Below are 26515 nucleotides of genomic sequence, written 5' to 3'. Positions count from 1 at the left end.
GCCAGCACACATGGACGCCTTGACATTCCTTCGTGACGATCACAAGAGCGTGCTCGGCATGCTCGAAGTTCTCGACGGTGCGCCGTCGGGAACCGGTGCCGAGGTCAGCGGATTGCGCACCATGGTGACGAACCTGATCATCGCGGAGTCCCAGCACGAGGCGATCGAGCAGCAGTTCTTCTGGCCCGCGGTGCGCGATGCGATCGGCGACGGGCTCGCCGACGAAGCTATCGCCCAGGAGCAGGCAGGCAAGAAACTGCTTCAGACGCTCGAAGACAAGGAGCCGGGCGATCCGGAGTACCACGACGCGCTCGCCGAGTTCGTCAAGGTCGGCCGCGAGCACATTCTCTACGAGCAGGACGTGGTGTGGCCCGCGTTCGAGGCAGCCGTGAGTCCGGAGGACCGCGAAAAGATCGGCGAGCAGCTCGAGGCCGCGAAGAAGGTCGCCCCGACGCGACCGCATCCCGACACCCCGCCGAGTTCACTTGTGCAGAAGACGATAGGGCTCGGCGCCGCGACGGTGGACCATGTGCGCGGTGCGGTCAGTGGCCGCGACGCCGACAATCCGCCGGATCCGCAGCAACACTGACCGCACCGGGCAGCGAATCAGCTTGTCGCCGTGTGTTGTTCGTGAGTGAACGGCTTCTCGCTCTGCACGGCGGGCTGCCCGTCCGGAGACTTCTGGGCGCCCTTGTTCTCCCGCTTGTCGGTGCCGAGCCACTGTTGGCTGGGCTTCTCGACGTACTCCCATTCCATGCCCTCGGGCCACGGTCCCTGGCCTTCGTTCCACGGACCTCGGACCGAACCCTGCCCGTTGGACATGTTGAACGCCACGTTCTGGAAGCGATCGTCCCCGGGGAGTTGTCCGGGCGGGAAGTTCACCGGTAGCTCGTTGAGGGCGGCGGTGAACTGCTGGAAGTGCGCCACTTCCCTGGTCATCAGGAACGTCAACGTGTCCTGCACTCCGGGGTCGTCGGTGAACTGTTTGAGGTACTCGTAGACGATCTTGGCCCGCGACTCGGCCGCCAGGTTGCTGCGCAGGTCGACGGTCGGATCACCGTTGGCGTTGACGAACGTGCCCTGCCACGGCACGCCGGCGGAGTCCTTGACGTCCGGTCCGCCGCCGGTGAGCGCGAAGTACAACGGATTGACGGCGACGCTGTGGATGATGTCGTCGCGACCGCCCTTGGTGCCGACCGCGGGCATCCAGTCGCACCGTTCGTTGGCCATCTTCAGATCGTCGTTGAGGCCGTCGAGCAGCATGGTGATCATCGAACCGACCATCTCGAGGTGGCTGAACTCCTCGGTCGCGATGTCCATGAACAGGTCGTACATCTTCGGGTTCTTCTGACGCAGCACAAACGCCTGGGTGAAGTACTGCATGGCGGCCTTCAATTCGCCGTTGGCGCCGCCGAATTGCTCCTGCAGCAAACTGGCGAACCGCGGGTCCGGCCGCTCGACGCGTACCTCGAATTGAAGATCCTTGTTGTGAATGAACATTGAGCCTCCCGGGCTGTGTGGTTGGCGGATCGGCGCGGGATACCCGGGAGGGCGGACACCAAACGCGGATTCAGCTCGCTGCGGTGCGCAACTTGTCGAGCAGCGGCGCTGCCGCCTCCTTGAGGAACTGCTCCTGACCCTCGTCGCCGATCTGGACGAGCGCGATGTCGGTGAAGCCGGCTTCCCAGTACTTGCTGACCGCTTCGACGATCGCATCGAGATCGGGCCCGCAGGGGATGGATTGCGCGACGTCCTCGGGACGCACGTACTGAGTTGCGCCATCGAAACCGGCTGTCGTCGGGAGGTCGGAGTTCACCGTCCACCCGCCGGCGAACCAGCGGAACTGATCGTGAGCGCGTCGCACCGCCGCTTCTTTGTCCGTGTCCCAGCAGATCGGGATCTGACCGACGACGCGTACGTCGCCCGGAAGTCCGGTCGCGCGCCTGGCGTCGTGCCAGGCATCGACGAGATCCTTGTTCGGCTCAGTCGCTATCAGGTGATCCGACAGCGGTGCGAACGTCTCGACCGACCGCTCACCGGAAACGGCGGTGGCGATGGCGACCGGCATCTGCGGGAGGTCCCACAACCGGGCGGAGTCGACCTCGAAATACTCGCCTTTCCAGTCGACGAGTTCGCCGGTGAACAACTCCCGGATGATCTGGATCGCTTCGCGCAGCATGTCCTGGCGCCGTGCCACCGTGGGCCAGCGCTTGCCGACGACGTGCTCGTTGAGATTCTCGCCGCTGCCCAACCCCAGGGTGAAGCGGCCATCGGCGAGGATCTGCATGGTGGCGGCCTTCTGCGCGACGACCGCGGGGTGGTAGCGCATCGTCGGGCAGGTGACGTAGGTGAACAGCTCGACCCGCTCGGTGGCGTGAGCGACGCCCCCCAGCACCGACCACGCGTACGGCGCATGCCCCTGCGCCGACAACCACGGGAAGTAGTGATCGGAGGACACCTCGAAGTCGAACCCTTCGCGTTCCGCCGAAACCGCATAATGGACAAGCTCTTTTGGCCCGCTCTGCTCTGTCATCAAGGTGTAGCCGAACCGCGTCATGGGTCGGGAGTACCCGGGCCCCACCCCCCGAAAACGGCGATCAGCTCGTCCCTCGCGGTGCCTACAGCCTGGACTTCACCGCCGCTGAGAGCCGCGCGCCGTCGGCCTTGCCGGCCGCGATCGCCGTGGCGGCCTTCATCACCAGACCCATCTGCTTGGAGCCAGGCCGCTCACCGATCTGCTCGGCCACCTGTGCGATCGCCGTGTCGGCGACATCGGCCAGCTCGGCTTCGGTCAGCGGCGTCGGCAGGTACTCGTCGATGATGCGGGCCTCGGCGTGCTCGTTGGCGGCCAGCTCACCGCGGCCGTTCTGGGTGTAGATCTCGGCGGACTCGCCGCGCTTCTTCGACTCCCTGGCGAGGACTTTGAGCACTTCGGCGTCGGTCAGCTCGCGCGACTGTTTGCCGGAGACCTCCTCGGTGCGGATCGCGGCGAGCAGCATCCGCAACGTCGCGGTGCGCAGCTTGTCCTGGGATTTCATCGCCGCCGTCAGGTCGGCCCGCAACCGGTCCTTGAGTTCCGCCATGAGCCAAAACTACGCCGCGGAAGTCCGGCGCGGCCGCGCGACGACGTTGTCAATTCGCATCGCCCTCGACAGGATGGTGGCCATGAGCACCGACGCAGGCGGGTCCGGTTCCGCAGGTCCGCCGCCGCCGGGCTACCCACCACCTGGCTATCCACCGCCTGGCTACGGGCCCCCGCCTGGCTACGGGCCTCCACCGGGGTACTGGCCGCAGCCCGGCTACCAGCCGCCGGCCTACGCACCGCCCGGCTACGGGCCGCCCGCGCTGAAGCCCGGGGTCATCCCCCTGCGGCCGCTGAGCCTGTCCGACATCTTCAACGGCGCGGTCGGCTACATCAGGGCGAACCCGAAAGCGACGCTCGGCCTGACCACCATCGTCGTGGTGATCACGCAGATCCTCGCGTTGATCCTGTCCGTCGGCCCGCTGGCCTTCGGCGGTCAGCTGGTGCCGACGCTCAGCGGCGAAGAAGAGGTGTCGACAGGCGTGCTGCTCGGCTCCATGATGTCGAGCCTGGCCGGATCGGTGGCGACCGGACTGGCGTCGATCCTGCTCAGCGGGTTGCTCACCGTCGTCGTCGGCAGGGCCGTGTTCGGCTCGGGGATCACGATCGGGGAAGCGTGGCAACGACTTCGGGGCCGGCTCTGGGCGCTGATCGGATTCACGGTCCTCGAGATGATCGGCGCAGTGCTGCTGATCGCCGCGGTCGTCGGCCTCATCATCTGGATAGCTGTCGCGGCAGGCGGCGCCGCGGCCGTGGTCATCGGAATCCCGTTGGCATTCGCGTTGATTGCCGGTCTCGTGTTCCTGGGCACGATGCTGACGTTCGCACCGGTCATCATCGTGCTCGAGCGCCTCGGCATCGTCGCCGCCGTCCAGCGGTCATTCGCGTTGGTCAGACGAGACTTCTGGCGGGTGTTGGGTATTCGGCTGCTGGCAGTGATCGTCGCCCAGCTCGTCGCGGGTGCTGTCGCATTCCCGTTCAGTCTCGGCGGGCAGATCGTGCTGATGGCGGCAACGACGACGGCCGCCGCGATGCTCGCGCTGATCCTGTTGACGGTTGGCGGCGCGATCGGTCAGATCATCACCGCACCGTTCAGCGCGGGTGTGGTGGTGCTGCAGTACACCGACGCCCGGATTCGCAGAGAGGCCTTCGATCTCGTCCTGCAGACCGGCGCCGGGTACGGCCCCGCCGCCCCGTCCGACTCCACCGACCATCTGTGGCTGACTCGCCAGAGCTGACGTGCCGACGATAAACATCGACAGCGATGCCGCGCACGAGGCTGCGCAACGCGAACTCGCAAAGCCGATCTACCCCAAGGGGTCTCTCTCCGAGCGGGCCATCGACTGGATCGAGGATCTGCTGTACCGATTGGCGGTGGAGGGCGCATCGGTGCCCGGGGGCTGGGTGACGGTCACGGTGCTGCTGATCCTGCTCGCGGTGGCGGTGGTCGTGGCGTTCCGGATTGCGCGACGGTCGATGCGGACCAGCCGTGGCCGCGGCGCGTCGTTGTTCGGCAGCCGCGAGCTGACCGCGGCACAGCACCGGGCCGCAGCCGAGCGGTCTGCCGCTGCAGCGGACTGGGCGGCGGCGATCCGGCACCGGCTGCGCGCCGTCGCCCGTCAATTGGAGGAAACCGGTGTGCTCGATCCGGTGCCCGGCCGCACCGCCACCGAGCTCGCGCGTGACGCAGGTGGGCGGCTGCCGCACCTCGCCGGCGAACTAGGGTCCGCCGCAACGGCTTTCAACGACGTCACCTACGGCGAGCGACCGGGCACCGAGGACGCCTACGCGCTGATCGCGGGCCTCGACGACCACCTGAGGTCGCGATCACCGGTGGCCGCGACGGCTGCCGCCACGCCAGCCGCATCCGATGGTTGGGCGGAGATCCGGTGACCGTCGAAGCGACCGCGGGCGGGCGCGGCACCGCCACGGAACCGACGATCGGCCAGCGGTGGCGCGGTGCCCGGTGGGTTCTGCTGGCGCTGGCCGTCATCGTCGCATTCGCGACGCTGACCGCCTACCTGACCGCACCCCGGCCAGGCGGGCGCATGGATCCGGACTCCACTTCGCCGGACGGCACACGGGCACTGATGACGCTGCTGCGCGAGCACGGTGTCGACGTCATCGAGGCACCTGATGTGGCCGCGGTCGAGGCGGCCGCCGGCCCCGACGCCCTACTGGTGGTGGTGCAGACCTATCACCTCGTCGACCGCGCAGCACTCCGCCGGTTGTCCACGTTGCCCGGTGACCGTCTTCTCGTGCAACCGATCTCGCGCACCCGGGAAGTGCTGGCGCCCGCGATCAAGGCGAGCGGGGCAACCACCTTCGGCGCCGGTGAGCGGCCGGACTGCGATCTACGCGAGGCGACCCGTGCCGGGGCGGTGCAGTTCGGAGTCAGTGACTCCTACGACGCAGCAGAGGACGACACGAACCTGACGCGCTGCTACGACGGCGCGCTGGTCCGGTACACCGCCGATGGCCGCGACGTCACGGTGGTCGGCAACTCCGAATTCATGACGAACGGCGGGTTGGTCGAGGAGGGTAACGCCGCGCTGGCCATGAACCTCACGGGCACGCATCAGCGGATGATCTGGTATGACCCGCAGTTCACCGAGGGCGAATCCGACGGCGGTGCAACGCTTTTCGACCTCGCGCCCGAGCAGGTGAAGTGGATCATCTGGCAGCTCGTCGCGGTGGTTGTGTTGCTGGCCGCCTGGAAGGTCCGGCGCATCGGCCCACTCGTGGCCGAACGTCTCCCCGTGGTGGTCCGGGCCTCCGAAACCGTGGAGGGACGTGGCCGCCTGTACCGCTCGCGGCGTGCCCGCGACAGCGCCGCCGCCGCGCTACGCACCGCCGCGCTGCAGCGGATGCAGCCCCGCCTCGGCCTCGGCGTCAACACCGACCCGGCCGCGGTCGTCCAAGCGGTTTCTGCCCACTGTGGCGTCCAACCGCAGTCGGTGGCCCACACATTGTTCGGTCCACCGCCGAGTGACGACGCCGAGTTGGTCAACCTCGCACGTGAACTCGACAACATCGAAAGGCAGGTCGCACACTCGTGACTCAGGCAGGCGAACACGATTCGGCGCGGACCGCGTTACTGGCGCTGCGCTCGGAAATAGCCAAGGCAGTCGTCGGACAGGACGCGGTGGTCAGCGGACTGGTGATCGCGCTGCTGTGCCGCGGCCACGTTCTCCTCGAAGGAGTCCCGGGCGTCGCCAAGACGCTGTTGGTGCGCACGCTCGCCTCCGCGTTGCAGCTGGACTTCAAGCGCCTGCAGTTCACGCCCGACCTCATGCCCGGCGACGTCACCGGCTCACTCGTGTACGACGCTCGTACTGCCGAGTTCGAGTTCCGGTCCGGACCGGTGTTCACCAACCTGCTGCTGGCCGACGAGATCAACCGCACACCGCCCAAGACCCAGGCCGCGCTGCTGGAGGCGATGGAGGAACGTCAGGTCAGCGTCGAGGGCGAGGCTCGCCCGCTTCCTGATCCGTTCATCGTTGCCGCCACGCAGAACCCGATCGAATACGAGGGCACCTACCAGCTGCCCGAGGCGCAGCTGGACCGGTTCCTGCTCAAGCTCAACGTGCCGCTGCCGTCGCGGGAGCAGGAGGTCGCGATCCTGAACCGGCACGCGCACGGCTTCGACCCGCGGGATCTGTCGATCGTGCAACCCGTCGCGGGAGCCGCCGAACTCGCCGCGGGACGCGCGGCTGTGCGGGGGGTGTTGGTAGGCGACGAGGTTCTCGGCTACATCGTCGACATCGCCACCGCGACAAGGAACTCGCCTTCGCTGCAACTCGGAGTGTCGCCGCGCGGGGCGACGGCGCTGTTGGCGACCGCCCGGTCGTGGGCGTGGCTGTCGGGACGCAACTACGTCACCCCGGATGACGTCAAGGCGATGGCCCGCTCGACACTGCGCCACCGCATCCAACTCCGGCCCGAGGCCGAGCTGGAGGGCGCCAACCCCGACGGCGTGCTCGACGGCATCCTCGCGTCAGTACCGGTGCCGCGCTAGTGATTCTCACCGGACGTGCCGGGTTGGTCGCAGGAGTCTGCGTCCTGCCGATCGCGGCCTCGCCGCGCCCGGCCCTCACGTTCGTCGTGCTGCTGATCGCCTTGCTCGCGCTCATCGCGGTCGACGCCGCCCTGGCCGGCAACACCCGGCGCGTACGCCTGCGCCGGTCCGGGGACACCGCCGCGCGGTTGGGCCAGCAGGTGGCCGCCGTGCTGCTGGTCGACAACGCCGGCACACGCCGCGTCAAGGGCGTCGTCCGCGATGCCTGGCCGCCGAGCGCGCGCGCCGACCCCCGTGTCCACTCGATCAATTTGGCTGCCGGCCAACACCTTCGGCTCGTCACGACGCTTCGTCCGGTGCGCCGGGGCGACCAGGACTCGGCATTGGTCACCGTGCGCGCGATCGGACCACTCGGGCTGGCCGGACGGCAGAGCTCGCACCGGGTGCCGTGGCGGATCAGGGTCCTGCCGCCGTTCCTGTCTCGCAAGCACCTTCCGTCCCGGCTGGCGAAACTGCGTGAACTCGAAGGCAATACGCCGGTTCTGATCCGTGGCCGCGGCACCGAGTTCGACTCGCTGCGCGAGTACGTCATCGGCGACGACGTCAGGTCGATCGACTGGCGCGCCTCTGCTCGCCGCGCCGACGTGGTGGTCCGAACGTGGCGCCCCGAACGGGATCAACGGGTGGTCATCGTGCTCGACACCGGCCGCACGTCGGCCGGCCGAGTCGGCGTGGATCCAACGGCGAACGACCCGTCCGGATGGCCACGGTTGGACTGGTCGATGGACGCCGCGTTGCTGCTCGCCGCGCTGGCCTCGCGCGCCGGTGACCACGTCGACTTCCTTGCCCACGACCGCGTCACCAGGGCGGCGGTGTTCAATGCCTCGCGCACCGAACTCCTCGCGCAACTGGTGGGAGCGATGGCGCCCATCGAAGCCGCGCTGATCGAATCCGACGCCGGCGCAATGGTCGCCGCGGTGCTGCGCCGGGTCCGCAGGCGTGCGCTGGTCGTGTTGCTCACCGACCTCAACGCATCCGCGCTCGACGAAGGCCTGATGACCGTGCTGCCACAGCTGACGGCCAACCACGAGGTGATTCTCGCTGCAGTCGCCGACCCCCGGGTCGAGGTCCTCGCCGCCGGACGCGCCGACGCCCCACAGGTCTACGACGCCGCAGCAGCCGAGCGCGCCCGCAACGAGCGGCGGGCGATCGCATCGCGGTTGCGGCGCCGCGGTGTCGGCGTCATCGACGCCCCGCCCGAGGAGCTCGCACCCGCGTTGGCGGATCACTACCTAGCGTTCAAGGCCAGCGGCCGGCTCTAGCCGGTCGGCACCACATCGGGCGCGTGCTCGACGTCTCCGGTTTCGCCGGCCCGCTCGGCTCGGCGTCCGAAGTGGAATATGTAAGCCAGGAAAGCGATCTCGACCGCCACACCGATGCCTATGCGGGCCGCAGTCGGCAGCGGCGAAGGCGTCACGAGCGCCTCGATGAGGCCAGACACCAGTAGCACCGCCACCAGCCCGCCCGCCACCGCGCCGATCGCGCGGCCCTGTTCGGCGAGCGCCTGCCCGCGCGGTCGGTCCCCGGGCGAGATCACCGTCCAGCCCAGCCGCATCCCCGCCCCCGCCGCCAGGAACACCGCGGTCAGTTCGAGCAGGCCGTGCGGGGTGATGAGACCGAGGAAGATGTCGCCTTTGCCCGCGCCGAACATCAACCCCGCATTCACGCCGAGGTTGGCGGCGTTCTGGAACAGGATATACGGGATTGGAATGCCGAGCAGGATCGCAAAGCCAAGGCATTGCAACGAAACCCAGGCGTTGTTGACCCAGACCTGAAGCGCGAAGGAGCCGGCCGGGTTTTCGCTGTAGTAGGAGGCGAAGTCGTTGTTGATCAACTGGTCGAGCTCGTCCGGCGTACCGATCGACGCCCGCACCTCCGGACTGCCCGACACCCACAACGCGATGACCGCGGAGACCACGAGGAATACGACGGCCGTGCTCAGCCACCACCGCCTGGACCGGTAGGCGACCACAGGAAACGACACCTTCCAGAACCGGGCAAACTCCCGCCACAGCGGTGCGTGCGCACTGGTAACCGCGCTGCGTGCCTGCGCCACCAGGCCCGACAATCGGCCCACCACCACCGGGTCGGCGGATGCGGCGCGCACCATCGACAGGTGCGTCGACACGCGTTGGTATAGGTCGACGAGCTCGTCGACCTCGGCGCCGGTGAGCCGGCGGCGCCGCTTGACCAGCTGTTCGAGCCGGTCCCACGTCCGGCGGTGCGCCAGCACGAACGCGTCGACATCCACGAATCCGAATCCTAGTAGCGTGTCGCGTTATGGTCGGGCCGCAGGAACCAGTGGTGACCGGAGACGCGGTGGTCCTTGATGTTCAGATCGCCCAGCTTCCGGTTCGCGCGGTGGCGGCGCTCATCGACATCACCGTGGTCTTCCTGCTGTACGTGATCGGGCTGCTGCTTTTCACGCTGACGATCACCCAGTTCGATCCGGCGCTTTCGGGGGCGGTGATGATCATCTTCACCGTGCTCGCCCTGCTGGGGTATCCGCTCGTGTTCGAGACCGCGACACGGGGTCGGTCGTTGGGCAAGATCGCGATGGGGCTGCGGGTGGTGTCCGAAGACGGCGGCCCGGAACGCTTTCGGCAGGCGTTCTTTCGCGCGCTGTCCGGCGTGATCGAGATCTGGATGCTCGCCGGCGGGCCCGCGGTGATCTGCAGTTTGTTGTCGGCCAAAGGGAAACGGCTCGGGGACATCTTCGCCGGCACCGTCGTGATCAGCGAACGCGCCCCGCGGATGACGCTCCCGCCCCCGATGCCGCCGCAGCTCGCCTGGTGGGCATCATCGTTACAGCTGTCCGGACTTCGCCCCGAGCAGGCGGAGCTGGCGCGCCAGTTCCTCGGCCGGGCAGCGCAATTGAATCCTGCGGTTCGCGAACAGATGGCATACCGGATCACCGCGGGCGTCGTCGCGCAGATCTCACCGCCACCACCGCCGGGAATGCCGCCGCAGTTGGTGCTCGCGGCGGTCCTGGCCGAGCGGCATCGCCGCGAACTCGCGCGACTGCAACCGGCCCCCTCGGCGCCACCCCCAACGTGGCCCGGGATGCAGCAGCCGGTCCGGCAACCGATTCCGCAGCCTCCGGACTCCGGCGGGTTCACCCCGCCCAGCTGAATTCAGTTGTAGCGCAGGGCGATCATCATCAGGATCGCCGCGGTGATGCTGGTGGCCGTGCGCACGTGGTTCCATGCGGTCCACGGCGTGTAGTACGCCTGCCATTCGCGTGCTGCGTCGGCGACCGAAAGGCCGGCGGGGTCGACGGTGTCGAGGTGGTTGTTCAGCGGCACGTTGAACGCGATCGTGATGACCGCGGCCAGCACACCGAACACAGCGCCCACCAACACCCAGACGCTGCCGGGTTGGCCCCACTTCACGACGGCCATCACGCCGACCGCGACCGCGAGGATCGCCGCGCCGAAATAGCCGATCAGGAACGGAGCATTGGTGTTCGCCTCGGCGTTGACGGCGCGCATCGCGGTGATCGCGTCGACCGGTCCGGTCCGGTCGACCCCGCGCATCACGAAGGTGGAGAACACATACATCATGCCGGCGGCCGCGGCCGCGGAAAGCGCGGCAATCGAGGTCAGGACGACGAAGGGGGTTGCAGTCATGGCTTCAGTCAATCGGTGCGCACAGCCGCATGCCATCGTCGAGCGTCCTGCGCGCATACGCGCGCGTCTAGGTGGCCCGCACGCCGCGATAGAGCTTGGTCGACACCGCCGTCAACCAACCCCACACCAGCACAACGGCGGCGGTGAAGGTCAGAACCGCTGCGGCTCCGCCTGTTCCGGCCAGCGCGAGGAAACTCAGCCCGAAGACGGCACCGGTGGCCCGCGAGAACCACGCCCACGCCGCGTCACCGCTGCCTGCGAACCAGCCGGCGATCACGAAGCAGGCGGCCACCAGACAGCCGAACGCGAGGCCGGCGATCGCGAAGTGCGCCATGCCATGCCCACTCACTTCGCCCATTCCGGGCGGCGTGCCGGGTGGGAAGCCGTCCGACGGATCAGCACGGAAGACGCCGGCGCCGATCAGTCCGACGCCGTAGGCGCCGAGCAGCGCTGACGCCCAGGCGGACCGGCGTCCCCGACCGAGTGCGCGGCGCACGCCAACGGCCGCAGCGACGGTCATGGCGCCGGTGACCAGAAAGTTGACGACCTGAACCCAACCCCATGGGCCGTTGGCGAGTTGGCTGACTGCGTGCCGCGTCGGGTCGTAGCCGTCCCGAGCGAGTGTCTGCGCGGCCGCCATGACGACGTAGATCGGTCCGGCGATGATGCCGTAGCCCAGCAGTGACTTGGTCACCCGCACCTGCAGGGGCGGACAGTCGGTCGTAGTCATCGAGCGCTCCCTCCGAATGGAACTGGACGGTACATTACTTAGAACTAGACTGTCTAGTACTATGTGTCCGGTGATGACGGAGGCACTCGGCCGGTCGGCCCGCAAGCGCGCATCGATCCTGTCCGCGGGGCGTGCGCTCTTTCTGGGCAACGGTTACCAGGGCACCAGCATGGATCAGGTGGCCGCGACGGCCGAGGTGTCCAAGCAGACGGTGTACAAGCACTTCGGCGACAAGCAGGAACTGCTTCTCGCGATCGTCGACGACGCTCTCGAGCGCACGGTCGCCCCGTTTGCCGACCGCATCGAGGCGCTGGCCGAGACCTCCGATCTCGAGGCGGACCTGACCGTTCTTGCGGGTGACTATCTGCGGGCGGTCCTGCAGGAACCGGTCGTGCAGTTGCGCCGACTCATCATCGGCGAGGCCAATCGATCGCCGGCGCTGGCGCGGTTGTACTACGAGCGCGCGCCTGCCCGAACGCTGGCCGCCTACGCCGCCTCCTTCGGTCACCTGCACGACCGCGGTCTGCTTCACGCGCCCGAACCCGTCTTGGCCGCCGAACATTTCGCGTTTCTGATCGTCGGCCGGTGCATCGACCAGGCGCTGTTTCACGGCGGGCCCGATGTGCTCCAGACAATCGACGTCGACCAGCACGTCGCCGCCGGTATCGCCGTCTTCCTGGCCGGCTACCGCGCATCCGCGGGATAGGCTCGAAGCGTGGACGCCGTTGTCGGCTTGCTCGACGGTGTGCGGGCGCGCGGCGCGTTCGTGCTGCGGATGCGGATGGATCCGCCGTGGTCGCTGCTTATCCGCGAGCGCGTCAACCGGCGATCCAGTTGCCGTGGAAGCCGTAGGGGACCCGTTGCGGTAGCTCAATTCTCGCGACCGGCGGACCCGAGAAGTCCGACGCGTCGATGATCACGAGGTCGCTGCCGTCGCGCACCGAATCGTAGACATAGCCGAGGTACCACCCGCTGCTCTCGTCGGCCGGCCCGAACGTCGACGGGACGAACACCGCCTCGCCGGGCCCGCCAGGGGCTTCCGCGGTACCGAAGGTGTGCTCCACCGCCGCGCCGGTCGACAGCTCGTAGCGCACGAGTCGGCCGTCACCGACCGCGATGGCGTATCGGGCCGGCAGGGTGGCCAACCGATCGTCGATGCGCGGGAACTCGACCGCGCGGTCGTCGAACTGACGTTCGGTGACGGTGCCCGTGGCCGGATCGATCGTCCAACTCCACAACACGCCGTCGGCCTCGAAACCGCCGGTGCCCCGCCACAGCTCGGGATAGCGAACTGCCTGCAGCACAACGGAATCCTCGCTGTCGTACGCATTCGCGACGTGGAACACGTAGCACGGGTCGATCTCGAACCACCGCACTTCCCCGAACGGGTCGTCGCGGCGCAGCAGGCCCAACCGGGCGCCGTAGTCATCGTCCCAGCGGTACGGCATGTCACTTTCGGCCTTCATGGCGATGTCGAGGTCGAACACGATGGGCAGGTCCATGAAGACGACGTACGACGCGGTCAACGCGAAGTCATGCATCATCGTCAGCGCCGGAACGTCGAGCGGCCGGTTGACGGTCAACTCGCCGGTGGCATCGGCGCGGTGATACGTCACGTGCGGGGCGAAGATGTTGCCGTAACCGAAGAAGTGCAACTCGCCGGTCGTCGGGCAGATCTTGGGATGAGCCGTCATGGAGTCGACGAGTTTGCCCCCGAAATCGTAGGCGCCCAACGTCTCCAGATCGTTGTTGATCTCGTAGGGCAGTGACGACTCGACGAGCGCGAGTGTCCTGCCCGCGTGGTTGACGACGTGGGTGTTGGCGACGCTGGCGCGCAGGTTGCGGGTGCCGTCGGCGTTGTAGAGCGGAAAGTCGGAGATGAAACTGTCGGTCCGCACCCACCGGTTGCGGTACCACTTGGCCCGGCCACCCTCGATGCGGACGCCGTGGATCATGCCGTCACCGGTGAACCAGTGCGCTGAGGCTTGCCGCGGATTGGGCCCGTTGCGCAGATACCAGCCGTCGAGTTCGGGCGGTATCGCGCCGTGCACCGGAAGGTCGTATTCGGTCAGTTCGTCGGCGACCGGGGCGTAGTTGCCGCGCCGGAAGAAGTCGTCGGCCCCGAAAAGTGTCGAGTCGGTGGTCTCGGTCATCTGGATCTCCTGAAGTCGGTAACCCGACACTGACATGTCAACTATGACATGTCAATAGTGGAGTATGGTGAGGCGATGAGCTTGCGAATCGCGGCGCTGGGACTCCTCGCCCAACAACCGGGCAGCGGATACGACCTGCTCAAGCACTTCGAAAAGTCGATGGCCAACGTGTGGCCGGCCACCCAGAGCCAGTTGTACGGCGAGCTGAACAAGCTGGCCGACGCCGGGTTGATCGAAGTGTCGGCCACCGGTCCGCGCGGCCGCAAGGAGTACCGCATAACCGACGCCGGCCGGGCAGAGTTGCGGCGGTGGATCGTCAATCCGCAGGATGATCCGCCATTTCGCAGCCCCGCGCTCCTGCGCATCTTCCTGCTCGGCGAAACCACTCATGAGCAGGCGCGCGAGCACCTGACGGCGATGGCCGAGCGCGCCGACGCCGAAGGCATCCGGCTCGAGAAGCTGCGCGACTCGATCGCCTGGGACGACCGTGACGAGCTGTTCTACGGCCGAGCGGCGCTCGAATACGGGCTGCGGCTGAATGCGATGGAAGCGGAGTGGGCGCGATCGGTGATCGCGGGAATCGACGACCGGGACCGACGCCACAACGTGGCATCACGATAGTTTCCGATATATCGTCTACGTATCGGAAGCGCACGACGCGCTTTCTAACGATCAAAGGAAACGGACATGACAGACCCCTTCACGCCGCCGCCCGGCGGCTTCGGCTTCACCCCACTGGACCGGCGCGCGCTGCATCAGCAGCGGCGGCAGGCCCGGCGCGAGTTCCGCGAGAACCTGCGCGAACAATTCCGCCAGCACGACAGCGGGCCCGGCTTCGGCGGCCCACCCGGGTTCAATGCCGGTCGCGGGGGCTTCGAGTTCGGCTTCGACCCGCGCGGCGGATTCGGCTTCCGCCCTGGCTTCGGTCCGGGTTTCGGCCCCGGCGGGCTGCACCGCGGCCGCCGTCGCGGCCGTGGCCGTCGCGGCGATGTGCGTGCGGCGATCCTCAAACTGCTCGCCGAACGGCCCATGCACGGCTACGAGATGATCCAGGAGATCGCCGAGCGCAGCCAGAACCTGTGGCGGCCGAGCCCCGGATCGGTGTATCCCACGCTGCAGCTGCTGGTCGACGAGGGACTCATCGTGGCGACCGAAAGTGACGGCAGCAAGAAGCTTTTCGACCTCACCGACGACGGACGCACTGCGGTGGAGAAGATCGATACCGCGCCGTGGGAGGAGATCGCCGACAACGTCGACCCGAGCCACGTCAACCTGCAGAGCGCGGTCGCGCAGCTGATGGGCGCCGTCGCGCAGGCGGCCTACGCCACCGGCGAGGAGCAGCAACAGCGGATCGTCGACATCGTCAACAACGCCCGCCGCGAGATCTACGGCATCCTCGGCGAGTCCGAATAGTTTTGCGGTTTGTGGAGCCCTAGCGGCGGTCAGCGCCGCTGCGGCTCCACAAATCACTCGACGTCGACCCAGTCGAGGGTGCGCTGTACCGCCTTCTGCCAACCGGCGTAGGCGAACTCGCGCTGCTCGTCGCTCCACGACGGCGTCCAGCGCTTGCCCTCCTGCCAGTTGGACCGCAGGTCGTCGGCGTTCTCCCAGAACCCGACCGCGAGACCGGCGGCGTATGCCGCACCCAGCGCGGTGGTCTCGGCGACGACCGGCTTGACGACGTCGACGCCGAGGACATCGGCCTGAATCTGCATGCACAGATCGTTGGCGGTGATGCCGCCGTCGACCTTGAGCACCTCCATATGCACGCCGGAGTCGGCCTCCATCGCGTCGACGACGTCGCGGCTCTGGTAGCAGATCGCCTCGAGCGTCGCGCGCGCAAGATGAGCGTTGGTGTTGTACCGCGACAGCCCGACGATCGCGCCGCGGGCATCCGAACGCCAGTACGGCGCAAACAATCCCGAGAATGCGGGCACGAAGTACACGCCGCCGTTGTCCTCGACCTGGCGAGCCAGCGCCTCGCTCTGCGCCGCGCCGCTGATGATGCCCAGCTGGTCGCGCAGCCACTGCACGGCCGAACCGGTGACCGCGATCGAGCCCTCCAGCGCGTAAACGGGTTTCGCGTCCGCGAACTGGTAGCACAGCGTCGTCAGCAAGCCGTTCTCCGAACGCACGATCTTCTCACCGGTGTTCAGCAACAGGAAATTGCCTGTCCCGTAGGTGTTCTTGGCCTCACCGGCATCGAGGCACACCTGCCCGACCATCGCCGCCTGCTGGTCGCCCAGGATCCCCGTCAGCGGCACCTGACCGCCGACCGGCCCGTCGTCGCGGGTGATGCCGTACGACTGCGGATACGACGACGGCTTGATCTCAGGCAGCATCTGCCGCGGAATCCCGAAGAACGACAACAGTTCATCGTCCCAATCCAGCGTCTCCAGGTTCATCAGCATGGTGCGGCTGGCGTTGGTGACATCGGTGACGTGCGCACCGCCGCGCGGGCCACCGGTCAGATTCCACAACACCCACGTGTCGGGCGTGCCGAAGATCGCGTCGCCGTTCTCGGCGGCCTCCCGGACGCCGTCGACGTTCTCCAGGATCCACTGCACCTTGCCGCCCGAGAAATAGGTCGCCGGCGGCAGGCCGGCCTTGCGGCGGATCACCTCGCCGCGGCCGTCACGGTCCAGCGCCGAGGCGATGCGGTCGGTGCGGGTGTCCTGCCACACGATCGCGTTGTAGTACGGCCGTCCCGTCCGCTTGCTCCAGACCAGCGCCGTCTCCCGCTGGTTGGTGATGCCCAACGCGGCCAGGTCGGTTGCCGCCAGGTTCGTCTTGTTCAGCGCCGACATGATGACCGACGCGGTGCGCTCCCAGATCTCGACCGGGTTGTGTTCGACCCAGCCCGCCTTCGGCAGGATCTGCTCGTGTTCGAGTTGATGGCGGCCGACCTCGGCGCCGGCGTGGTCGAAGATCATGCACCGCGTGCTCGTGGTGCCCTGGTCGATCGCGGCGACGAATTCGGCTGGCATTGCTTCATGATGGACTACATGACCGGACCGCTCGCCGACATTGACCGCATGCCACGCGGCGGACCCGACGCCTCGTGCCTGGACCGGCTACTCGAAACCGACCGGCTCGAATACCTGGACCGCGACTCGGACCGTCCTGCCGACGTCGCCCGCAAGCGCAGCGTGATTCGCGCGCTGGAATGGGCCGGCGAGCGGTTCGGCACCACCGAGAAGTTCGCCGAGATCGCGCTCGCCGAGGTTGCCGACGTCGCCGATCCGAAGATCCTCGAACTCGGTGCGGGGCACGGCGGTTTGTCGCGCAAGCTGCTCGACTGGCATCCGACCGCGCACCTGACGACCACCGACGTGGAAGCCGCCTCCGTCGAGGCGATGGCCGACAGCGACCTGGGCCGGCACCCCCGGGCAACGGTCCGGCAGATGGACGCCACCGCGATCGACGCCCCGGACGGCCAGTTCGACCTGGCGGTGTTCGCGCTGTCCTTCCACCACCTACCGCCGTCGACCGCCGCACGGGCGATCGCCGAGGGCACCCGGGTGGCCGGCAAGCTGCTGATCATCGACCTTCCTCGGCCACCGTCGCCACTTCATCTGCTGCGCCTGGCGACCATGCTTCCGTTCGCTCCGGTGTTCCCGTTCGCACATGACGGCGTCATCAGCTCGCTGCGCACCTACAGCCCGTCGGCGCTGCGGGCGCTGGCCGCACATGCCCGTCCCGGCATCGAACTTCAGTTGCGCGGCGGGTTGATGAGCCCTCAGGTGGTGGTCGCGCGTTGCTGACGCTCCACGGCGCGCCACACCGACGGCCACCGCTGCTGCCCGTAGTCGATGAGGGCATCGAGCACGTCGTACAGCGCCGGATGCCGCGTGATCAGCACACCGATCAGTTTCATGTTGACCTTGATACCCGCGTCGCCGCAGGTCAAACCCTGCGGCGAGGGCGGGTGAGCCGGTGCAGCAGCCACGCGGCGGGGATCGTGAGCATCAGCGTCACCACGAACAGCACCACCACCGAACCGGTGTACACCTGCCAGCGCAACACCGACACCAGCGCAATCTCCATCACGAGCACGTGCAACAGGAAGACCTCGTAGGAGATCTCGCCCAGCCACACCATCGGTCTGCTGCTCAACAACCGCGAGTACCAGCCGGTGTCTCCGAGCGCCAGCGGTGCGACGACGAGCGTGGCGATCGCCGCGTAGAACATCACCTTGACCAGATCCTGACCGAGGTCGAGCGCCGGGACGTCGGTCCGCCCGGCGATCGGGGTGGCCACCACCAGATAGACGACCAGCGCGACCGGCAGCACTGCGATTGCGTAGCACCGAACGTTGTTGTGCGCCAGGACCGCAAGCGCCATCCCCCCGACGAACCACACGAGGTAGTGCGGCAGCCACAGCCCGGCACCGTTCGGCAACCAGTCGGTCGTATGCATGACGATGAGCCACAGGGGGCTCAGCGCACCGGCGGCGGTCAGGCCGGCCAGCAGCACGCCCGGTCGCCAGCGGCGCCGGCACAGCACGGCGAGCAGCAGATACGCGAGCACGGGCAGCACGGCGTAGAACGCCACCTCGACCGCGAGGCTCCACATCTGGGTGAGGCCCTGGTGCAGGTACGTCGTGAGGTAGTTGCCGCTGTAGATCTGCGTGAGCGTGAGGTTGCGCACCAACCCGTGCCAGTTGTGGCCCGGGTTCGGGTTGATCGGGCGGAACTCGTAGACGATGTAGGCCAGCAACACCGTCACCGCGTAGGCGGGCATGATGCGGCGCACCCGGCTACGGGCATAACGGCGCACGCTCGGCGGTGGGCTTCCGGTCGCCGTGGCCCGCACCCACGAACCGAACAACAGAAAGCCCGAGAGCACGAAGAAGATCGCGACACCGATTTCCATGCGCGCGAACGTCAACCCGAGATAGCCGCGGTTGTAGGCGCCCGTGCCGTAGGCGGCGTGGGTGCCCATGACGAGCAGCGCCGCGACAGCCCGGATCCCTGTGAGCGACGCGACCCGATCGACCGTCGAAACCTGTTCGAGGCCACCCTGGTCGTCGCCCGACCATGGACCTGACACCGCGTCAGTATCAGACCGTGACAGACGAACCGCGTTCCAATTCGATGATCCGGTCGCCCATCCCACGCCGCTTCATCTCGTCGAGGAAGTCCGACAGTGGGGAGGCGAACACCCCGTAGTCGTCGAAGTGCACCGGGATCATCCTGGGCAGGTCTAGCAACTCGACGACGTCGGCGCCCTGTCGACCGTCCATCGTCACCGTCAGCCCGAACGGCACGTGCCTGCCGAAGGGCAGTCGAGTACCGCCCAGGTGCAGTATGCCGATGTCGATCGATTCGAATCGCACTGGTATGTCGCCTAATTCGTCGACCAGCAGGGTGTCTCCGGAAATGTAGAGCCGTCGCCGCGCCGTTCCGTCGGAGAACTCGACCATGCTGCCCATCACCGGCGGCAGCAAGCGGTCGATCGGGGTGGGGGCATGCCGGCCGGGCAGTGAGGTGACGGTGACTTGCGTCGTGCCCTTGACGAAGACGTGATGTTGCCAGGTGTCCAGCGCCACAACGCGGCCGAACCCGCGGTGAGCCAGCCGTTTCGCCGCGTGTGGCGTGGTCACGATCGGCAACGCGTGGTCGAGGCGGCGCTGCGAAACCCGGTCCCAGTGGTCGCCGTGCATGTGCGACAGCACCACCCCGTCGAGCGCCGGCAACTGGTCGATGTCGAGCGCCGGTCCTTTGCGCCGCTTGGACAGCAGCCCGTAGCCCAGGTAGGCGTGCTGGCCTTGGTGCAGGAAATTCGGGTCCGTCAACAGGACGACTCCGCCGCCGGAAATCAAGGTGGTGGCATTGCCGATGAAGGTGACCGTGACGTCCATCGCCTCCGACTACCCGCCGCGGCGGAGTTTATGCCGACGAATAGCGGCGTGTCTCGGTGCGAACCCGCACACTCGCCGACAATGGCGGTGTGGGTGAGGAAGTGAAGGGTACCGGCTACAGCGGCGCGCACCGCCGGGAGTACCGCCGCAAGGTGCAGCAGTGCCTCGACGTCTTCGAGACCATGCTCGCCCAGTCGAGCTTCGAATTCGAACGGCCGCTGACCGGCATGGAGATCGAGTGCAATCTGGTCGACTCGGCGTATCAGCCCGCGATGAGCAACCAGGAGGTGTTGCAGGCGATCGCCGATCCGGCCTATCAAACCGAATTGGGCGCCTACAACATCGAATTCAACGTGCCGCCGCGCCGGCTGCCCGGACGGGCTGCGCTCGAACTGGAAACCGAGGTGCGCGCGAGCCTCAACGCGGCCGAGACGAAGGCCAACCGGCACGACGCACACATCGTGATGATCGGGATTCTGCCAACGCTGCTACCCGAGCACCTGGCAGGCCACTGGATGAGCGAGTCGACGCGGTATCAGGCGCTCAACGACTCGATCTTCACCGCACGCGGCGAGGACATTCTGATCGACATCGTCGGACCGGAACGACTGAGCCTGCAAACCGCCTCGATCGCGCCGGAGTCCGCGTGCACGAGCATGCAACTGCACCTTCAGGTGTCGCCCGCCGACTTCGCGCAGAATTGGAACGCCGCCCAGGTGCTGGCGGGGCCGCAGCTCGCGCTGGGCGCCAACTCGCCGTACTTCTTCGGCCACGAACTGTGGGCCGAGACCCGCATCGAGCTCTTCGCCCAGGCTACCGACACCCGGCCCGACGAGCTAAAGGCGCAGGGCGTCCGGCCCCGCGTTTGGTTCGGCGAACGCTGGATCACCTCGATCTTCGATCTGTTCGAGGAGAACGTGCGCTACTTCCCGTCGCTGCTGCCGGAACTGTCCGACGAGGATCCGGTCCGCGAGCTCGCCGAGGGCCGGACTCCGAAGCTGGCCGAGCTGCGGCTGCACAACGGCACCATCTATCGGTGGAACCGGCCGGTGTACGACGTCGTGCACGGCCGTCCGCACCTGCGGGTGGAGAACCGGGTGTTGCCCGCGGGTCCGACCGTGGTGGACATGATGGCCAACGCCGCGTTCTACTACGGCACGCTAAGGACGCTGTCCGAGGAGGACCGGCCGTTGTGGACCAAGATGAGTTTCCCTGCGGCGCAGCACAACTTCGTGCAAGCCGCGCAACACGGAATAGACGCCCGGCTGTACTGGCCCGGCCTGGGCGAGGTGACGGCGGACGAGTTGGTGCTGCGCCAGTTGTTGCCGATGGCCGACGAGGGCCTGCGCCGTTGGGAGGTGGCGGCCGAGGTGCGCGACCGGTATCTCGGAGTGATCGAGGGCCGCGCCAAGACCGGTCGCAACGGCGCCACGTGGCAGGTCTCGACGGTGCGGGCGCTGCAGGAACGGGGTATGGCGCGGCCCGCCGCGCTCGCGGAGATGCTGCGCCGGTACGGGACGCGGATGCACAGCAACGAACCCGTGCACACCTGGGATGAGGGTTTCGAGGACCAGGTGGACTAGGCCTTCTCGGTCGCGGTCGCCAGCGCTTCGGCGAACTGCCCGAGGTCTTCTGGCGTCGCATCGACGTGTGGCGACGCCCGCAGCACCGGCGTCGTCATCTCGAACGGAGCGCGCAACACTTCGGCGTGGGTGGTGACGATGCCGCGCTCGGCAATCAGCCAGGCTCGTACCTTCTGGGGGTCGGCGCCTGCCGTCGGCGCCAGCGTGGTGACGGCCGTCGGCTCGTCGGTCGCCTCGACCACGCGCCAGCCGCGGGTGCCGGCCACCGCCTCGCGTGTCATCCGGCCGACTTCGGCCAGGCGTTCACGCACGCGAACGGGTCCCGCGGCCAGATACTCACCGACCGCGACGGAAAACCCCACGCGGGCGGCGACATTCGCCTCTCCCTGTTCGAGCCGCTGCATCAGCGTCAAGGGCAGATTCCAGTCCGGCGGCGGCAACCGCGGCCGCAGCTGTTCGGCCAGCGCCGGCGCAATCGCCAGAAAGCCCACTCCGCGTGGACCGGCGAGCCATTTGCGTGACGAACCGTAGATCGCCGACGGCGCGACCGCGCAGTCGAGATGGCCGAGCGCCTGCGCGGCGTCGACCACCAGCGCCACGTCGAGGTCACGGCATATCTGCGTCAATGCGGCGAGCGGTTGGGCGGTGCCGCGGTGGCTGCCCAGTGCCGTGAGATGCACCAGGGCGGGCGGGTTCTCGGCGAGCAGACGCGCGGCGGCCTCGACGTCGAGGCGGCCGTCCCCGTCGGCCGGTAACGGGCGGACGTCGAAACCGTTGGCGGCCATGATGGCCAGGTTCGGTCCGTACTCGCCCGGCAAGCAGGCCAGGGTGCGCGGGCCGCGCCAGGCGGACAGCAGCAGGTCCAGCGCATTGTTGGCGCCGGTCGTGAACACGACATCGCTGCCGCTGAGCCCGGTGAGCACGCCGATGGCCGCGCGCCCCGCGTCCAGTACCGGCGTGGCCGCTTCGGCGGCGACGTACGCGCCGACCTCGGCTTCGTGCCGGGCGTGCTGCGCGGCGGCGTCCATCGCCGCGAAGCTCTGGCGTGAGCAGGCCGCGCTGTCGAGATGCAGCCCTGCGACGGCCGGTCGCGCGGACCGCCACTGTTCGGCGAGGCTCATTTCGTCGAAAGCGACAGGCCGAAGTCCCCCGCTGCGTCGGTCCACCAGTGGGTGGGCCGCAGCCCGGCGGCAGCGAGTTCGGTGGCAACGCCGTCGGGGCGGAACTTGCACGACACCTCGGTGAGCATCTCCTCGCCGTCGGCGAAGTCGACGTTCAGGTCGAGGTCGCGCACTGTCACCCGCTGAGAGGCGCTGGCGCGCAACCACATTTCGATGCGCTCCTCGTCGGCGTTCCACTTGGCGACGTGTTCGAACGCCTCCGGGTCGAAGTCGGCGTGCAGTTCCCGGTTCACCACCGCCAGCACGTTGCGGTTGAACCTCGCGGTGACGCCCGCGCTGTCGTCGTACGCCCGCACGAGTCGGTCGGCGTCCTTGACCAGATCTGTGCCCAACAGCAGCGTGTCGCCGGGCCGCAGGGTCTGCGACAGCCTCGCGAGGAAGTCGGCGCGCGGACCGGGGGTGAGGTTGCCGATCGTCGAGCCGAGGAACGCGACCAGACGGCGCCCGATCCGTGGAATCCGGTCGAGGTGCTCCTCGAAATCACCGCAGACCGCGTCGATCTCGATGTCGGCATACTCGATGCTGAGCTCGGACCCGGCTGCGGTGAGCACTCCCACGTCGACGTCGAACGGGATGAACCGGCGCAGCGACCCGCTGTCGCGCAGGGCGTCGAGCAGCATGCGGGTTTTCTCCGACGTGCCGCTGCCGAGTTCGACGAGCGTGTCCGCACCGGAGGCCGCGGCGATCTCGGCGGCTCGCTCCCGCAGGATCTGCGCCTCGGTTCGCGTCGGGTAGTACTCGGGCAGCCGGGTGATCTGGTCGAACAGGTCACTTCCGACGGCGTCGTAGAACCACTTGGGCGGCAACGACTTCGGGTGCTGCGTCAAACCGTCGAGTACGTCGCGGCGCAGCGCCACCGCGGCCGAGTCGGCGGACAGGTGGTTCGACAGCGACAGGGTGGATGCCCGATCCGCCTCCGCTCCTCGCTTGACTGTCATCACGATCCTTTCAGCGGGATCAGTTCGACTTCCGGGCCGTGTACGTGCACGAGATGGCGGTCGGGAACTTCCGCCCAGGCCGGATCGTCGTCGTAGGGTTCGCTGGCAAGCACGACGCCATCGCTTCGACGCAGCATCGACAGGGTGTCCCCCCATGTGGTTGCGAGTAACCGAGATCCGTTGCCCGCCAGGATGTTGAGCCGAGCATCGGGGTCTGCGGCGGCGACCTCGACGATGGTGTCGCCCAGTGCGTCGAGCCCCCGGTCGAAGATCAGCACCGCCAGCAGGGCGCTGTCGTTCATCGACTCGGCGCGCGGTGACAACGGCAGGACGGCGCGGTCCACCAGTCCGTTGTGCGACAGCAACCAGTGCCCGTCGGTGAACGGGGCCGACGCCGTCGCTTCGATCGGCATGCCGATGCTTGCCGACCGCACGGCCGCCACCACACAACCGCTGCGCAGCGCCGGGGCGACAGACGCGAACGAGCCGTCACCCCACAGCGGCGTGGCACTGCGCCACCGCCGGGGCGTGTCGCCAGGCACATCGGCCGAGAAGAAACCGACCCCCCACCCGTCGGCGTTCATCAGGCCGTGCTTCTGCCTGCGGGGTGAATACGACTGCACCAGAAGGCCGTTGGCGGGCTCGAGAACCAGCGACGCCACCGACACGGGTTCGCCGAGCCACCCGAGATGTCTGCACATCAGACGTCCCAGACCAGGCGCACGCCCGAAAAGATCTGCCGCCGGATCGGGTGGTCCCAGTTGCGGAAGCTGGGCCGCAGGATGCTTGCCGCCACGGCCCATGACCCGCCGCGCAGCACCTTGTAGTCACCGTCGAAGAACGGCGCCGAATACTGCTCGTAGATCATCGGCGTGAAACCCGGCCACGGCCGCAGCGGCGACGTGGTCCACTCCCACACGTCGCCCAGCATCTGTTCGGCGCCGTACGCCGACGCGCCCGCCGGATAGGCGCCGACGGGGGCGGGTCGCAGTGCGTCGCCGCCGAGGTTGGCCAGGTGCGTCGTCGGTTCCGAGGCGCCCCACGGGTAGCGTCGTCGGGCACCGGCCGCCGGATCCCACGCGCAGGCCTTCTCCCACTCGATCTCGGTGGGTAGCCGCGCGCCTGCCCACGCCGCGTAGGCCTCGGCCTCGAAGTAGGTGACGTGTTGGACGGGTTCGTCACCCGGGATGTCCTCGAGGTGGCCGAACCGCGTGCGGGTGCCGTCGGTGTTCCAGAGCAGCGGCGCCCGCAGACCCGCCTCCTGCCGGTGCGCCCAGCCGCGCTGCGACCACCATCGCGGATTGTCGTAGCCGCCGTCGTCGACGAACCCGCGCCACTCGGCGTTGGTGACCGGGACGCGGCCGATCCGGAAGGCGGGCACATCGACGACGTGCGCCGGACGCTCGTTGTCCAGCGAGTGTGGTTCGGTGACCGCGTCGACGCCGAGGACGAACTCGCCAGCAGGCACGAGGACCGAGGTGCCCGCGACGCCTGAACGGCCCTGCGGCAGCTGGGCGCCGGCGTCGAGCAGCGGCGCGCCGCTGCGCAGGTTCAGCGCCTGCAGCATCGTCTCGTCGTGTTGGTTCTCGTGGCTGATGACCAGCGCGAAGTTGAACGCCGGATCGTCCTCGGGCATCGCGTCCAACGCGTCGAGCACCCGGTTGCGCACGGTGCCGCAGTAGGCCCTGGCGTCCGACGGCGGAAGCAGCGGCAGGGTCGCCCGGCTGGCACGGGAGTTGACGAACGCGTCGTAGAGCCGCTCGACCTCGGGCGCCAGCATGCCCGGCCGATCCGGGTTGCCGTCGCGCAGCAGCCACAGCTCCTCCTGCTGCGCGATGTGCGCGAGGTCCCACACCAACGGGCTCATCAGCGGGCTGTACTGGCGGCCCAGTTCGGCGTCGTCGAAATCGACCAGCCGCAAGGTGCGCTCGCGTGCCATGGTGAGTTCGCGCGCGATCGATTCGCGTGAAGTCACACTTCTCCTCGGGCCAGTTGGGCGACCGCCGGCGCGATCCCGTATCTCACGGCGCGGTCGCTGAACTCGTCGGCCGGACACCGTCCCTGTTCGACCGAACGCACCAACTGTCGCATCGATTCCTCGAGTTCGGCCGGCGCGCGTTCGGCGGCAGCGTGCACGCATTGTTCGGCGGCGCTCTGCAACCGGCGGTCGGCCAGGCCGACGCGGGCGGCCAGATCCCAGGCGGTGGCGACGGGTTCGGTGACTTCGGCGGCGACGTCGGCGGCGGCCGGATCGTCGAGCAGCGTGACCAACGTGAACACGATCGCCGGCCAGACGGCTTCCGGCACGCTGTCGAGGTACCGGATTTCCAGCCATTGACGCGGCCGTACCGGCGGGAACAGCGTGGTCAGGTGGTAGTCGAGATCGGCTTCGGTGGGTCTACGCCCGCCCAGCGGCACAAGCCCCTCGACCCAGTCGGCGAACGGCACCCACTCGGTCACCGGGGCGGCGTCGGCGGCCGTGTTGTTGACGAGCATGACCGGCGCCTTGAGCGCATACCGGGCCCAGTCGCTGGCCGGGTCGTCGCCGCTTTCGCCGAGTACAGGACCGCAACGCGCGGCGTCCAGTCGACTCCACACCCGTTGCCGTGCGGATTGCCAGCCGGAGAACCGTCCGCTCAGCAGCGGTGAGTTCGCCGCGACCGCGATCATCGTCGGCCCGAGCGCATGGGTCAGCCGCACCCGATCCGCCCAGCCGTTCCGCGGCCCGGCGTCGAGGTTGATCTGCACCGAGGCCGTCGACGTCATCATCGCTGCGCCCGCAGCGCCGGTCCTGCTGGCCTCGAAGAAGGCCTCCATCGCGCGGTAGCGGGCACCGGGATTGATCCGCTGCGGCGCCCGCAGCGGATCGGCACCGAGCAGCACCAGGCCGAAGCCCGCAGCCGCAAACGCCGCCCGCAGCACCGCACGGTCGACGATCATCGCGTCGATCGCGGCCATCGGACCCGGCAATGGTGGGCCGGACAGTTCGACGGCCCCGCCGGGTTCGACGGTGACCCTGCTGCCACCCGGCAATGCCGGCAATCCGGCGATGATGTCGGTGAGTTCTTGCCAGGCGGGCCGACGCATCGGGTCGGCCAGGTCGAAGCAGTGCGCCTCGATCTCCAGACCCACCCGACCCACCGGGCCGTCCCGCAGACACCCGGCGCCGACGTGCAGCGCAGCGGCCTGCGCGCTGGTCAGCTCTGCCGAAGCGGCTCGCGGCGGGTGCGCGTCGTCCACCTCGGACATGATGGTGAAGGTCACCCAACCATCCCCTT

Annotated in this window: 28 protein-coding genes and 1 pseudogene; 13 read left to right on the top strand and 16 right to left on the bottom strand. The window is 68.1% G+C overall.

Annotated features, from left to right (window positions below; genetic code table 11):
- Positions 1–10 precede the first annotated feature (10 nt).
- On the top strand, positions 11–589 hold the full coding sequence (locus G6N18_RS17905) for a hemerythrin domain-containing protein (RefSeq protein WP_083000325.1): 579 nt from the start codon (positions 11–13) through the stop codon (positions 587–589).
- 17 nt (positions 590–606) lie between these two features.
- On the opposite strand, the gene G6N18_RS17900 is transcribed toward G6N18_RS17905, so the two are convergent.
- The 3 genes from G6N18_RS17900 to G6N18_RS17890 all read right to left on the bottom strand — a co-directional run bounded on the left by G6N18_RS17900 (position 607) and on the right by G6N18_RS17890 (position 3083).
- Complete coding sequence (locus tag G6N18_RS17900; protein ID WP_067222053.1) at positions 607–1500, bottom strand: manganese catalase family protein; 894 nt, start codon at positions 1498–1500, stop codon at positions 607–609.
- A gap of 70 nt (positions 1501–1570) precedes the next feature.
- Entirely contained in the window at positions 1571–2557 is a 987-nt protein-coding gene (locus G6N18_RS17895; protein WP_083000327.1) for an LLM class F420-dependent oxidoreductase, read from the bottom strand.
- Positions 2558–2618: 61 nt separating this feature from the next.
- On the bottom strand, positions 2619–3083 hold the full coding sequence (locus tag G6N18_RS17890) for a GatB/YqeY domain-containing protein (protein ID WP_083000329.1): 465 nt from the start codon (positions 3081–3083) through the stop codon (positions 2619–2621).
- An 82-nt stretch (positions 3084–3165) separates the two neighbouring features.
- Between G6N18_RS17890 and G6N18_RS17885 the strand changes: the two genes are divergently transcribed.
- Genes G6N18_RS17885 through G6N18_RS17865 form a run of 5 tightly spaced genes read left to right on the top strand, consistent with a single transcriptional unit; the run spans position 3166 to position 8422 of the window.
- Positions 3166–4320: a hypothetical protein gene (locus tag G6N18_RS17885; protein WP_179962447.1), complete on the top strand. Its 1155-nt coding sequence runs from the start codon at positions 3166–3168 to the stop codon at positions 4318–4320.
- 1 nt (position 4321) lies between these two features.
- Positions 4322–4975: a DUF4129 domain-containing protein gene (locus G6N18_RS17880; RefSeq protein ID WP_083000331.1), complete on the top strand. Its 654-nt coding sequence runs from the start codon at positions 4322–4324 to the stop codon at positions 4973–4975.
- Positions 4972–6141 carry a DUF4350 domain-containing protein gene (locus G6N18_RS17875; protein ID WP_083000333.1) on the top strand — a complete coding sequence of 390 codons (1170 nt, stop codon included), beginning with the start codon at positions 4972–4974 and terminating at the stop codon, positions 6139–6141. Before G6N18_RS17880 ends, G6N18_RS17875 begins: the two co-directional genes overlap by 4 nt.
- Positions 6138–7100: an AAA family ATPase gene (locus G6N18_RS17870; RefSeq protein WP_083000335.1), complete on the top strand. Its 963-nt coding sequence runs from the start codon at positions 6138–6140 to the stop codon at positions 7098–7100. The genes G6N18_RS17875 and G6N18_RS17870 overlap by 4 nt, the downstream gene beginning before the upstream one ends.
- On the top strand, positions 7100–8422 hold the full coding sequence (locus G6N18_RS17865) for a DUF58 domain-containing protein (protein WP_083000336.1): 1323 nt from the start codon (positions 7100–7102) through the stop codon (positions 8420–8422). Before G6N18_RS17870 ends, G6N18_RS17865 begins: the two co-directional genes overlap by 1 nt.
- Here G6N18_RS17865 and G6N18_RS17860 read toward each other — a convergent pair.
- Positions 8419–9411, bottom strand: coding sequence for a stage II sporulation protein M (locus G6N18_RS17860; RefSeq protein ID WP_067219581.1), 993 nt, complete (start codon positions 9409–9411; stop codon positions 8419–8421). The two genes, G6N18_RS17865 and G6N18_RS17860, sit on opposite strands and share 4 nt — an antisense overlap.
- 29 nt (positions 9412–9440) lie before the next feature.
- Between G6N18_RS17860 and G6N18_RS17855 the strand changes: the two genes are divergently transcribed.
- The gene (locus G6N18_RS17855) at positions 9441–10292 is read left to right on the top strand and encodes an RDD family protein (RefSeq protein ID WP_083000338.1); all 852 of its coding nucleotides are present in this window, start codon (positions 9441–9443) and stop codon (positions 10290–10292) included.
- 2 nt (positions 10293–10294) lie between these two features.
- Here G6N18_RS17855 and G6N18_RS17850 read toward each other — a convergent pair whose 3' ends face one another.
- Positions 10295–10789, bottom strand: coding sequence for an anthrone oxygenase family protein (locus G6N18_RS17850; protein WP_067219575.1), 495 nt, complete (start codon positions 10787–10789; stop codon positions 10295–10297).
- 67 nt (positions 10790–10856) lie between these two features.
- Entirely contained in the window at positions 10857–11519 is a 663-nt protein-coding gene (locus G6N18_RS17845; RefSeq protein WP_083000340.1) for a DUF998 domain-containing protein, read from the bottom strand.
- A 73-nt stretch (positions 11520–11592) separates the two neighbouring features.
- Between G6N18_RS17845 and G6N18_RS17840 the strand changes: the two genes are divergently transcribed.
- Both G6N18_RS17840 and G6N18_RS24615 read left to right on the top strand, forming a co-directional pair.
- A complete protein-coding gene (locus G6N18_RS17840) occupies positions 11593–12225 on the top strand; it encodes a TetR/AcrR family transcriptional regulator (protein ID WP_083000342.1) in 633 nt (210 codons plus the stop codon).
- A gap of 9 nt (positions 12226–12234) precedes the next feature.
- Positions 12235–12328, top strand: a pseudogene (locus tag G6N18_RS24615) (AraC family transcriptional regulator); the annotation flags it as partial.
- Between the two features lie 9 nt (positions 12329–12337).
- Here the strand turns inward: G6N18_RS24615 and G6N18_RS17830 are convergent.
- On the bottom strand, positions 12338–13672 hold the full coding sequence (locus G6N18_RS17830; RefSeq protein ID WP_083000477.1) for a carotenoid oxygenase family protein: 1335 nt from the start codon (positions 13670–13672) through the stop codon (positions 12338–12340).
- Positions 13673–13747: 75 nt separating this feature from the next.
- On the opposite strand from G6N18_RS17830, the gene G6N18_RS17825 reads away from it, so the two are divergent.
- Together G6N18_RS17825 and G6N18_RS17820 are read left to right on the top strand one after the other, a co-directional pair.
- Positions 13748–14293, top strand: a complete 546-nt coding sequence (locus G6N18_RS17825; RefSeq protein ID WP_083000479.1) for a PadR family transcriptional regulator — start codon at positions 13748–13750, stop codon at positions 14291–14293.
- Between the two features lie 66 nt (positions 14294–14359).
- On the top strand, positions 14360–15085 hold the full coding sequence (locus G6N18_RS17820; protein ID WP_083000345.1) for a PadR family transcriptional regulator: 726 nt from the start codon (positions 14360–14362) through the stop codon (positions 15083–15085).
- 53 nt (positions 15086–15138) lie between these two features.
- On the opposite strand, the gene glpK is transcribed toward G6N18_RS17820, so the two are convergent.
- Positions 15139–16659 (bottom strand): glycerol kinase GlpK, encoded by a 1521-nt coding sequence (gene glpK / locus G6N18_RS17815; RefSeq protein WP_067219562.1) that lies wholly within the window; start codon positions 16657–16659, stop codon positions 15139–15141.
- Positions 16660–16668: 9 nt separating this feature from the next.
- Between glpK and G6N18_RS17810 the strand changes: the two genes are divergently transcribed.
- Positions 16669–17436, top strand: coding sequence for a class I SAM-dependent methyltransferase (locus tag G6N18_RS17810; RefSeq protein WP_179962446.1), 768 nt, complete (start codon positions 16669–16671; stop codon positions 17434–17436).
- Here G6N18_RS17810 and G6N18_RS17805 read toward each other — a convergent pair.
- Genes G6N18_RS17805 through G6N18_RS17795 form a run of 3 tightly spaced genes read right to left on the bottom strand, consistent with a single transcriptional unit; the run spans position 17412 to position 19535 of the window.
- The gene (locus tag G6N18_RS17805; RefSeq protein WP_163689900.1) at positions 17412–17549 is read right to left on the bottom strand and encodes a hypothetical protein; all 138 of its coding nucleotides are present in this window, start codon (positions 17547–17549) and stop codon (positions 17412–17414) included. The two genes, G6N18_RS17810 and G6N18_RS17805, sit on opposite strands and share 25 nt — an antisense overlap.
- Positions 17550–17578: 29 nt before the next feature.
- Positions 17579–18724, bottom strand: a complete 1146-nt coding sequence (locus G6N18_RS17800; RefSeq protein ID WP_083000347.1) for an acyltransferase family protein — start codon at positions 18722–18724, stop codon at positions 17579–17581.
- Positions 18725–18734: 10 nt separating this feature from the next.
- Positions 18735–19535 (bottom strand): MBL fold metallo-hydrolase, encoded by an 801-nt coding sequence (locus G6N18_RS17795; RefSeq protein WP_083000348.1) that lies wholly within the window; start codon positions 19533–19535, stop codon positions 18735–18737.
- Between the two features lie 89 nt (positions 19536–19624).
- On the opposite strand from G6N18_RS17795, the gene G6N18_RS17790 reads away from it, so the two are divergent.
- Positions 19625–21118, top strand: coding sequence for a glutamate-cysteine ligase family protein (locus tag G6N18_RS17790; protein ID WP_067219677.1), 1494 nt, complete (start codon positions 19625–19627; stop codon positions 21116–21118).
- Here the strand turns inward: G6N18_RS17790 and egtE are convergent.
- Genes egtE through egtA form a run of 5 tightly spaced genes read right to left on the bottom strand, consistent with a single transcriptional unit; the run spans position 21115 to position 26486 of the window.
- Positions 21115–22239, bottom strand: a complete 1125-nt coding sequence (gene egtE / locus G6N18_RS17785; RefSeq protein WP_083000350.1) for an ergothioneine biosynthesis PLP-dependent enzyme EgtE — start codon at positions 22237–22239, stop codon at positions 21115–21117. The two genes, G6N18_RS17790 and egtE, sit on opposite strands and share 4 nt — an antisense overlap.
- Positions 22236–23237: an L-histidine N(alpha)-methyltransferase gene (egtD, locus tag G6N18_RS17780; protein WP_083000351.1), complete on the bottom strand. Its 1002-nt coding sequence runs from the start codon at positions 23235–23237 to the stop codon at positions 22236–22238. Before egtD ends, egtE begins: the two co-directional genes overlap by 4 nt.
- Positions 23237–23938, bottom strand: a complete 702-nt coding sequence (gene egtC, locus G6N18_RS17775; protein WP_083000353.1) for an ergothioneine biosynthesis protein EgtC — start codon at positions 23936–23938, stop codon at positions 23237–23239. The genes egtD and egtC overlap by 1 nt, the downstream gene beginning before the upstream one ends.
- On the bottom strand, positions 23938–25212 hold the full coding sequence (gene egtB, locus G6N18_RS17770) for an ergothioneine biosynthesis protein EgtB (protein ID WP_083000355.1): 1275 nt from the start codon (positions 25210–25212) through the stop codon (positions 23938–23940). Before egtB ends, egtC begins: the two co-directional genes overlap by 1 nt.
- Positions 25209–26486, bottom strand: coding sequence for an ergothioneine biosynthesis glutamate--cysteine ligase EgtA (gene egtA, locus G6N18_RS17765; RefSeq protein WP_083000482.1), 1278 nt, complete (start codon positions 26484–26486; stop codon positions 25209–25211). Before egtA ends, egtB begins: the two co-directional genes overlap by 4 nt.
- Positions 26487–26515: the final 29 nt, after the last annotated feature.

This window comes from Mycolicibacterium celeriflavum (genome assembly GCF_010731795.1).
In the GTDB taxonomy this organism is placed as follows: Bacteria; Actinomycetota; Actinomycetes; order Mycobacteriales; family Mycobacteriaceae; genus Mycobacterium; species Mycobacterium celeriflavum.
Note: the sequence above shows the minus strand (reverse complement) of the source record. Positions and strands in the feature narration are given on the sequence as shown.

Bases quoted from the DNA above. Each gene is read 5' to 3' on its own strand.
- G6N18_RS17795 (WP_083000348.1), bottom strand. From the start codon at position 19,535: ATGGACGTCACGGTCACCTTCATCGGCAATGCCACCACCTTGATTTCC.
- G6N18_RS17845 (WP_083000340.1), bottom strand. From the start codon at position 11,519: ATGACTACGACCGACTGTCCGCCCCTGCAGGTGCGGGTGACCAAGTCA.
- G6N18_RS17895 (WP_083000327.1), bottom strand. From the start codon at position 2,557: ATGACGCGGTTCGGCTACACCTTGATGACAGAGCAGAGCGGGCCAAAA.
- G6N18_RS17850 (WP_067219575.1), bottom strand. From the start codon at position 10,789: ATGACTGCAACCCCCTTCGTCGTCCTGACCTCGATTGCCGCGCTTTCC.
- glpK (WP_067219562.1), bottom strand. From the start codon at position 16,659: ATGCCAGCCGAATTCGTCGCCGCGATCGACCAGGGCACCACGAGCACG.
- G6N18_RS17900 (WP_067222053.1), bottom strand. From the start codon at position 1,500: ATGTTCATTCACAACAAGGATCTTCAATTCGAGGTACGCGTCGAGCGG.
- G6N18_RS17855 (WP_083000338.1), top strand. From the start codon at position 9,441: ATGGTCGGGCCGCAGGAACCAGTGGTGACCGGAGACGCGGTGGTCCTT.
- egtC (WP_083000353.1), bottom strand. From the start codon at position 23,938: ATGTGCAGACATCTCGGGTGGCTCGGCGAACCCGTGTCGGTGGCGTCG.
- G6N18_RS17885 (WP_179962447.1), top strand. From the start codon at position 3,166: ATGAGCACCGACGCAGGCGGGTCCGGTTCCGCAGGTCCGCCGCCGCCG.
- G6N18_RS17840 (WP_083000342.1), top strand. From the start codon at position 11,593: ATGACGGAGGCACTCGGCCGGTCGGCCCGCAAGCGCGCATCGATCCTG.
- G6N18_RS17805 (WP_163689900.1), bottom strand. From the start codon at position 17,549: ATGAAACTGATCGGTGTGCTGATCACGCGGCATCCGGCGCTGTACGAC.
- G6N18_RS17905 (WP_083000325.1), top strand. From the start codon at position 11: ATGGACGCCTTGACATTCCTTCGTGACGATCACAAGAGCGTGCTCGGC.
- G6N18_RS17825 (WP_083000479.1), top strand. From the start codon at position 13,748: ATGAGCTTGCGAATCGCGGCGCTGGGACTCCTCGCCCAACAACCGGGC.
- G6N18_RS17890 (WP_083000329.1), bottom strand. From the start codon at position 3,083: ATGGCGGAACTCAAGGACCGGTTGCGGGCCGACCTGACGGCGGCGATG.
- egtA (WP_083000482.1), bottom strand. From the start codon at position 26,486: ATGTCCGAGGTGGACGACGCGCACCCGCCGCGAGCCGCTTCGGCAGAG.
- G6N18_RS17820 (WP_083000345.1), top strand. From the start codon at position 14,360: ATGACAGACCCCTTCACGCCGCCGCCCGGCGGCTTCGGCTTCACCCCA.
- egtD (WP_083000351.1), bottom strand. From the start codon at position 23,237: ATGACAGTCAAGCGAGGAGCGGAGGCGGATCGGGCATCCACCCTGTCG.
- G6N18_RS17810 (WP_179962446.1), top strand. From the start codon at position 16,669: ATGGACTACATGACCGGACCGCTCGCCGACATTGACCGCATGCCACGC.
- egtE (WP_083000350.1), bottom strand. From the start codon at position 22,239: ATGAGCCTCGCCGAACAGTGGCGGTCCGCGCGACCGGCCGTCGCAGGG.
- G6N18_RS17830 (WP_083000477.1), bottom strand. From the start codon at position 13,672: ATGACCGAGACCACCGACTCGACACTTTTCGGGGCCGACGACTTCTTC.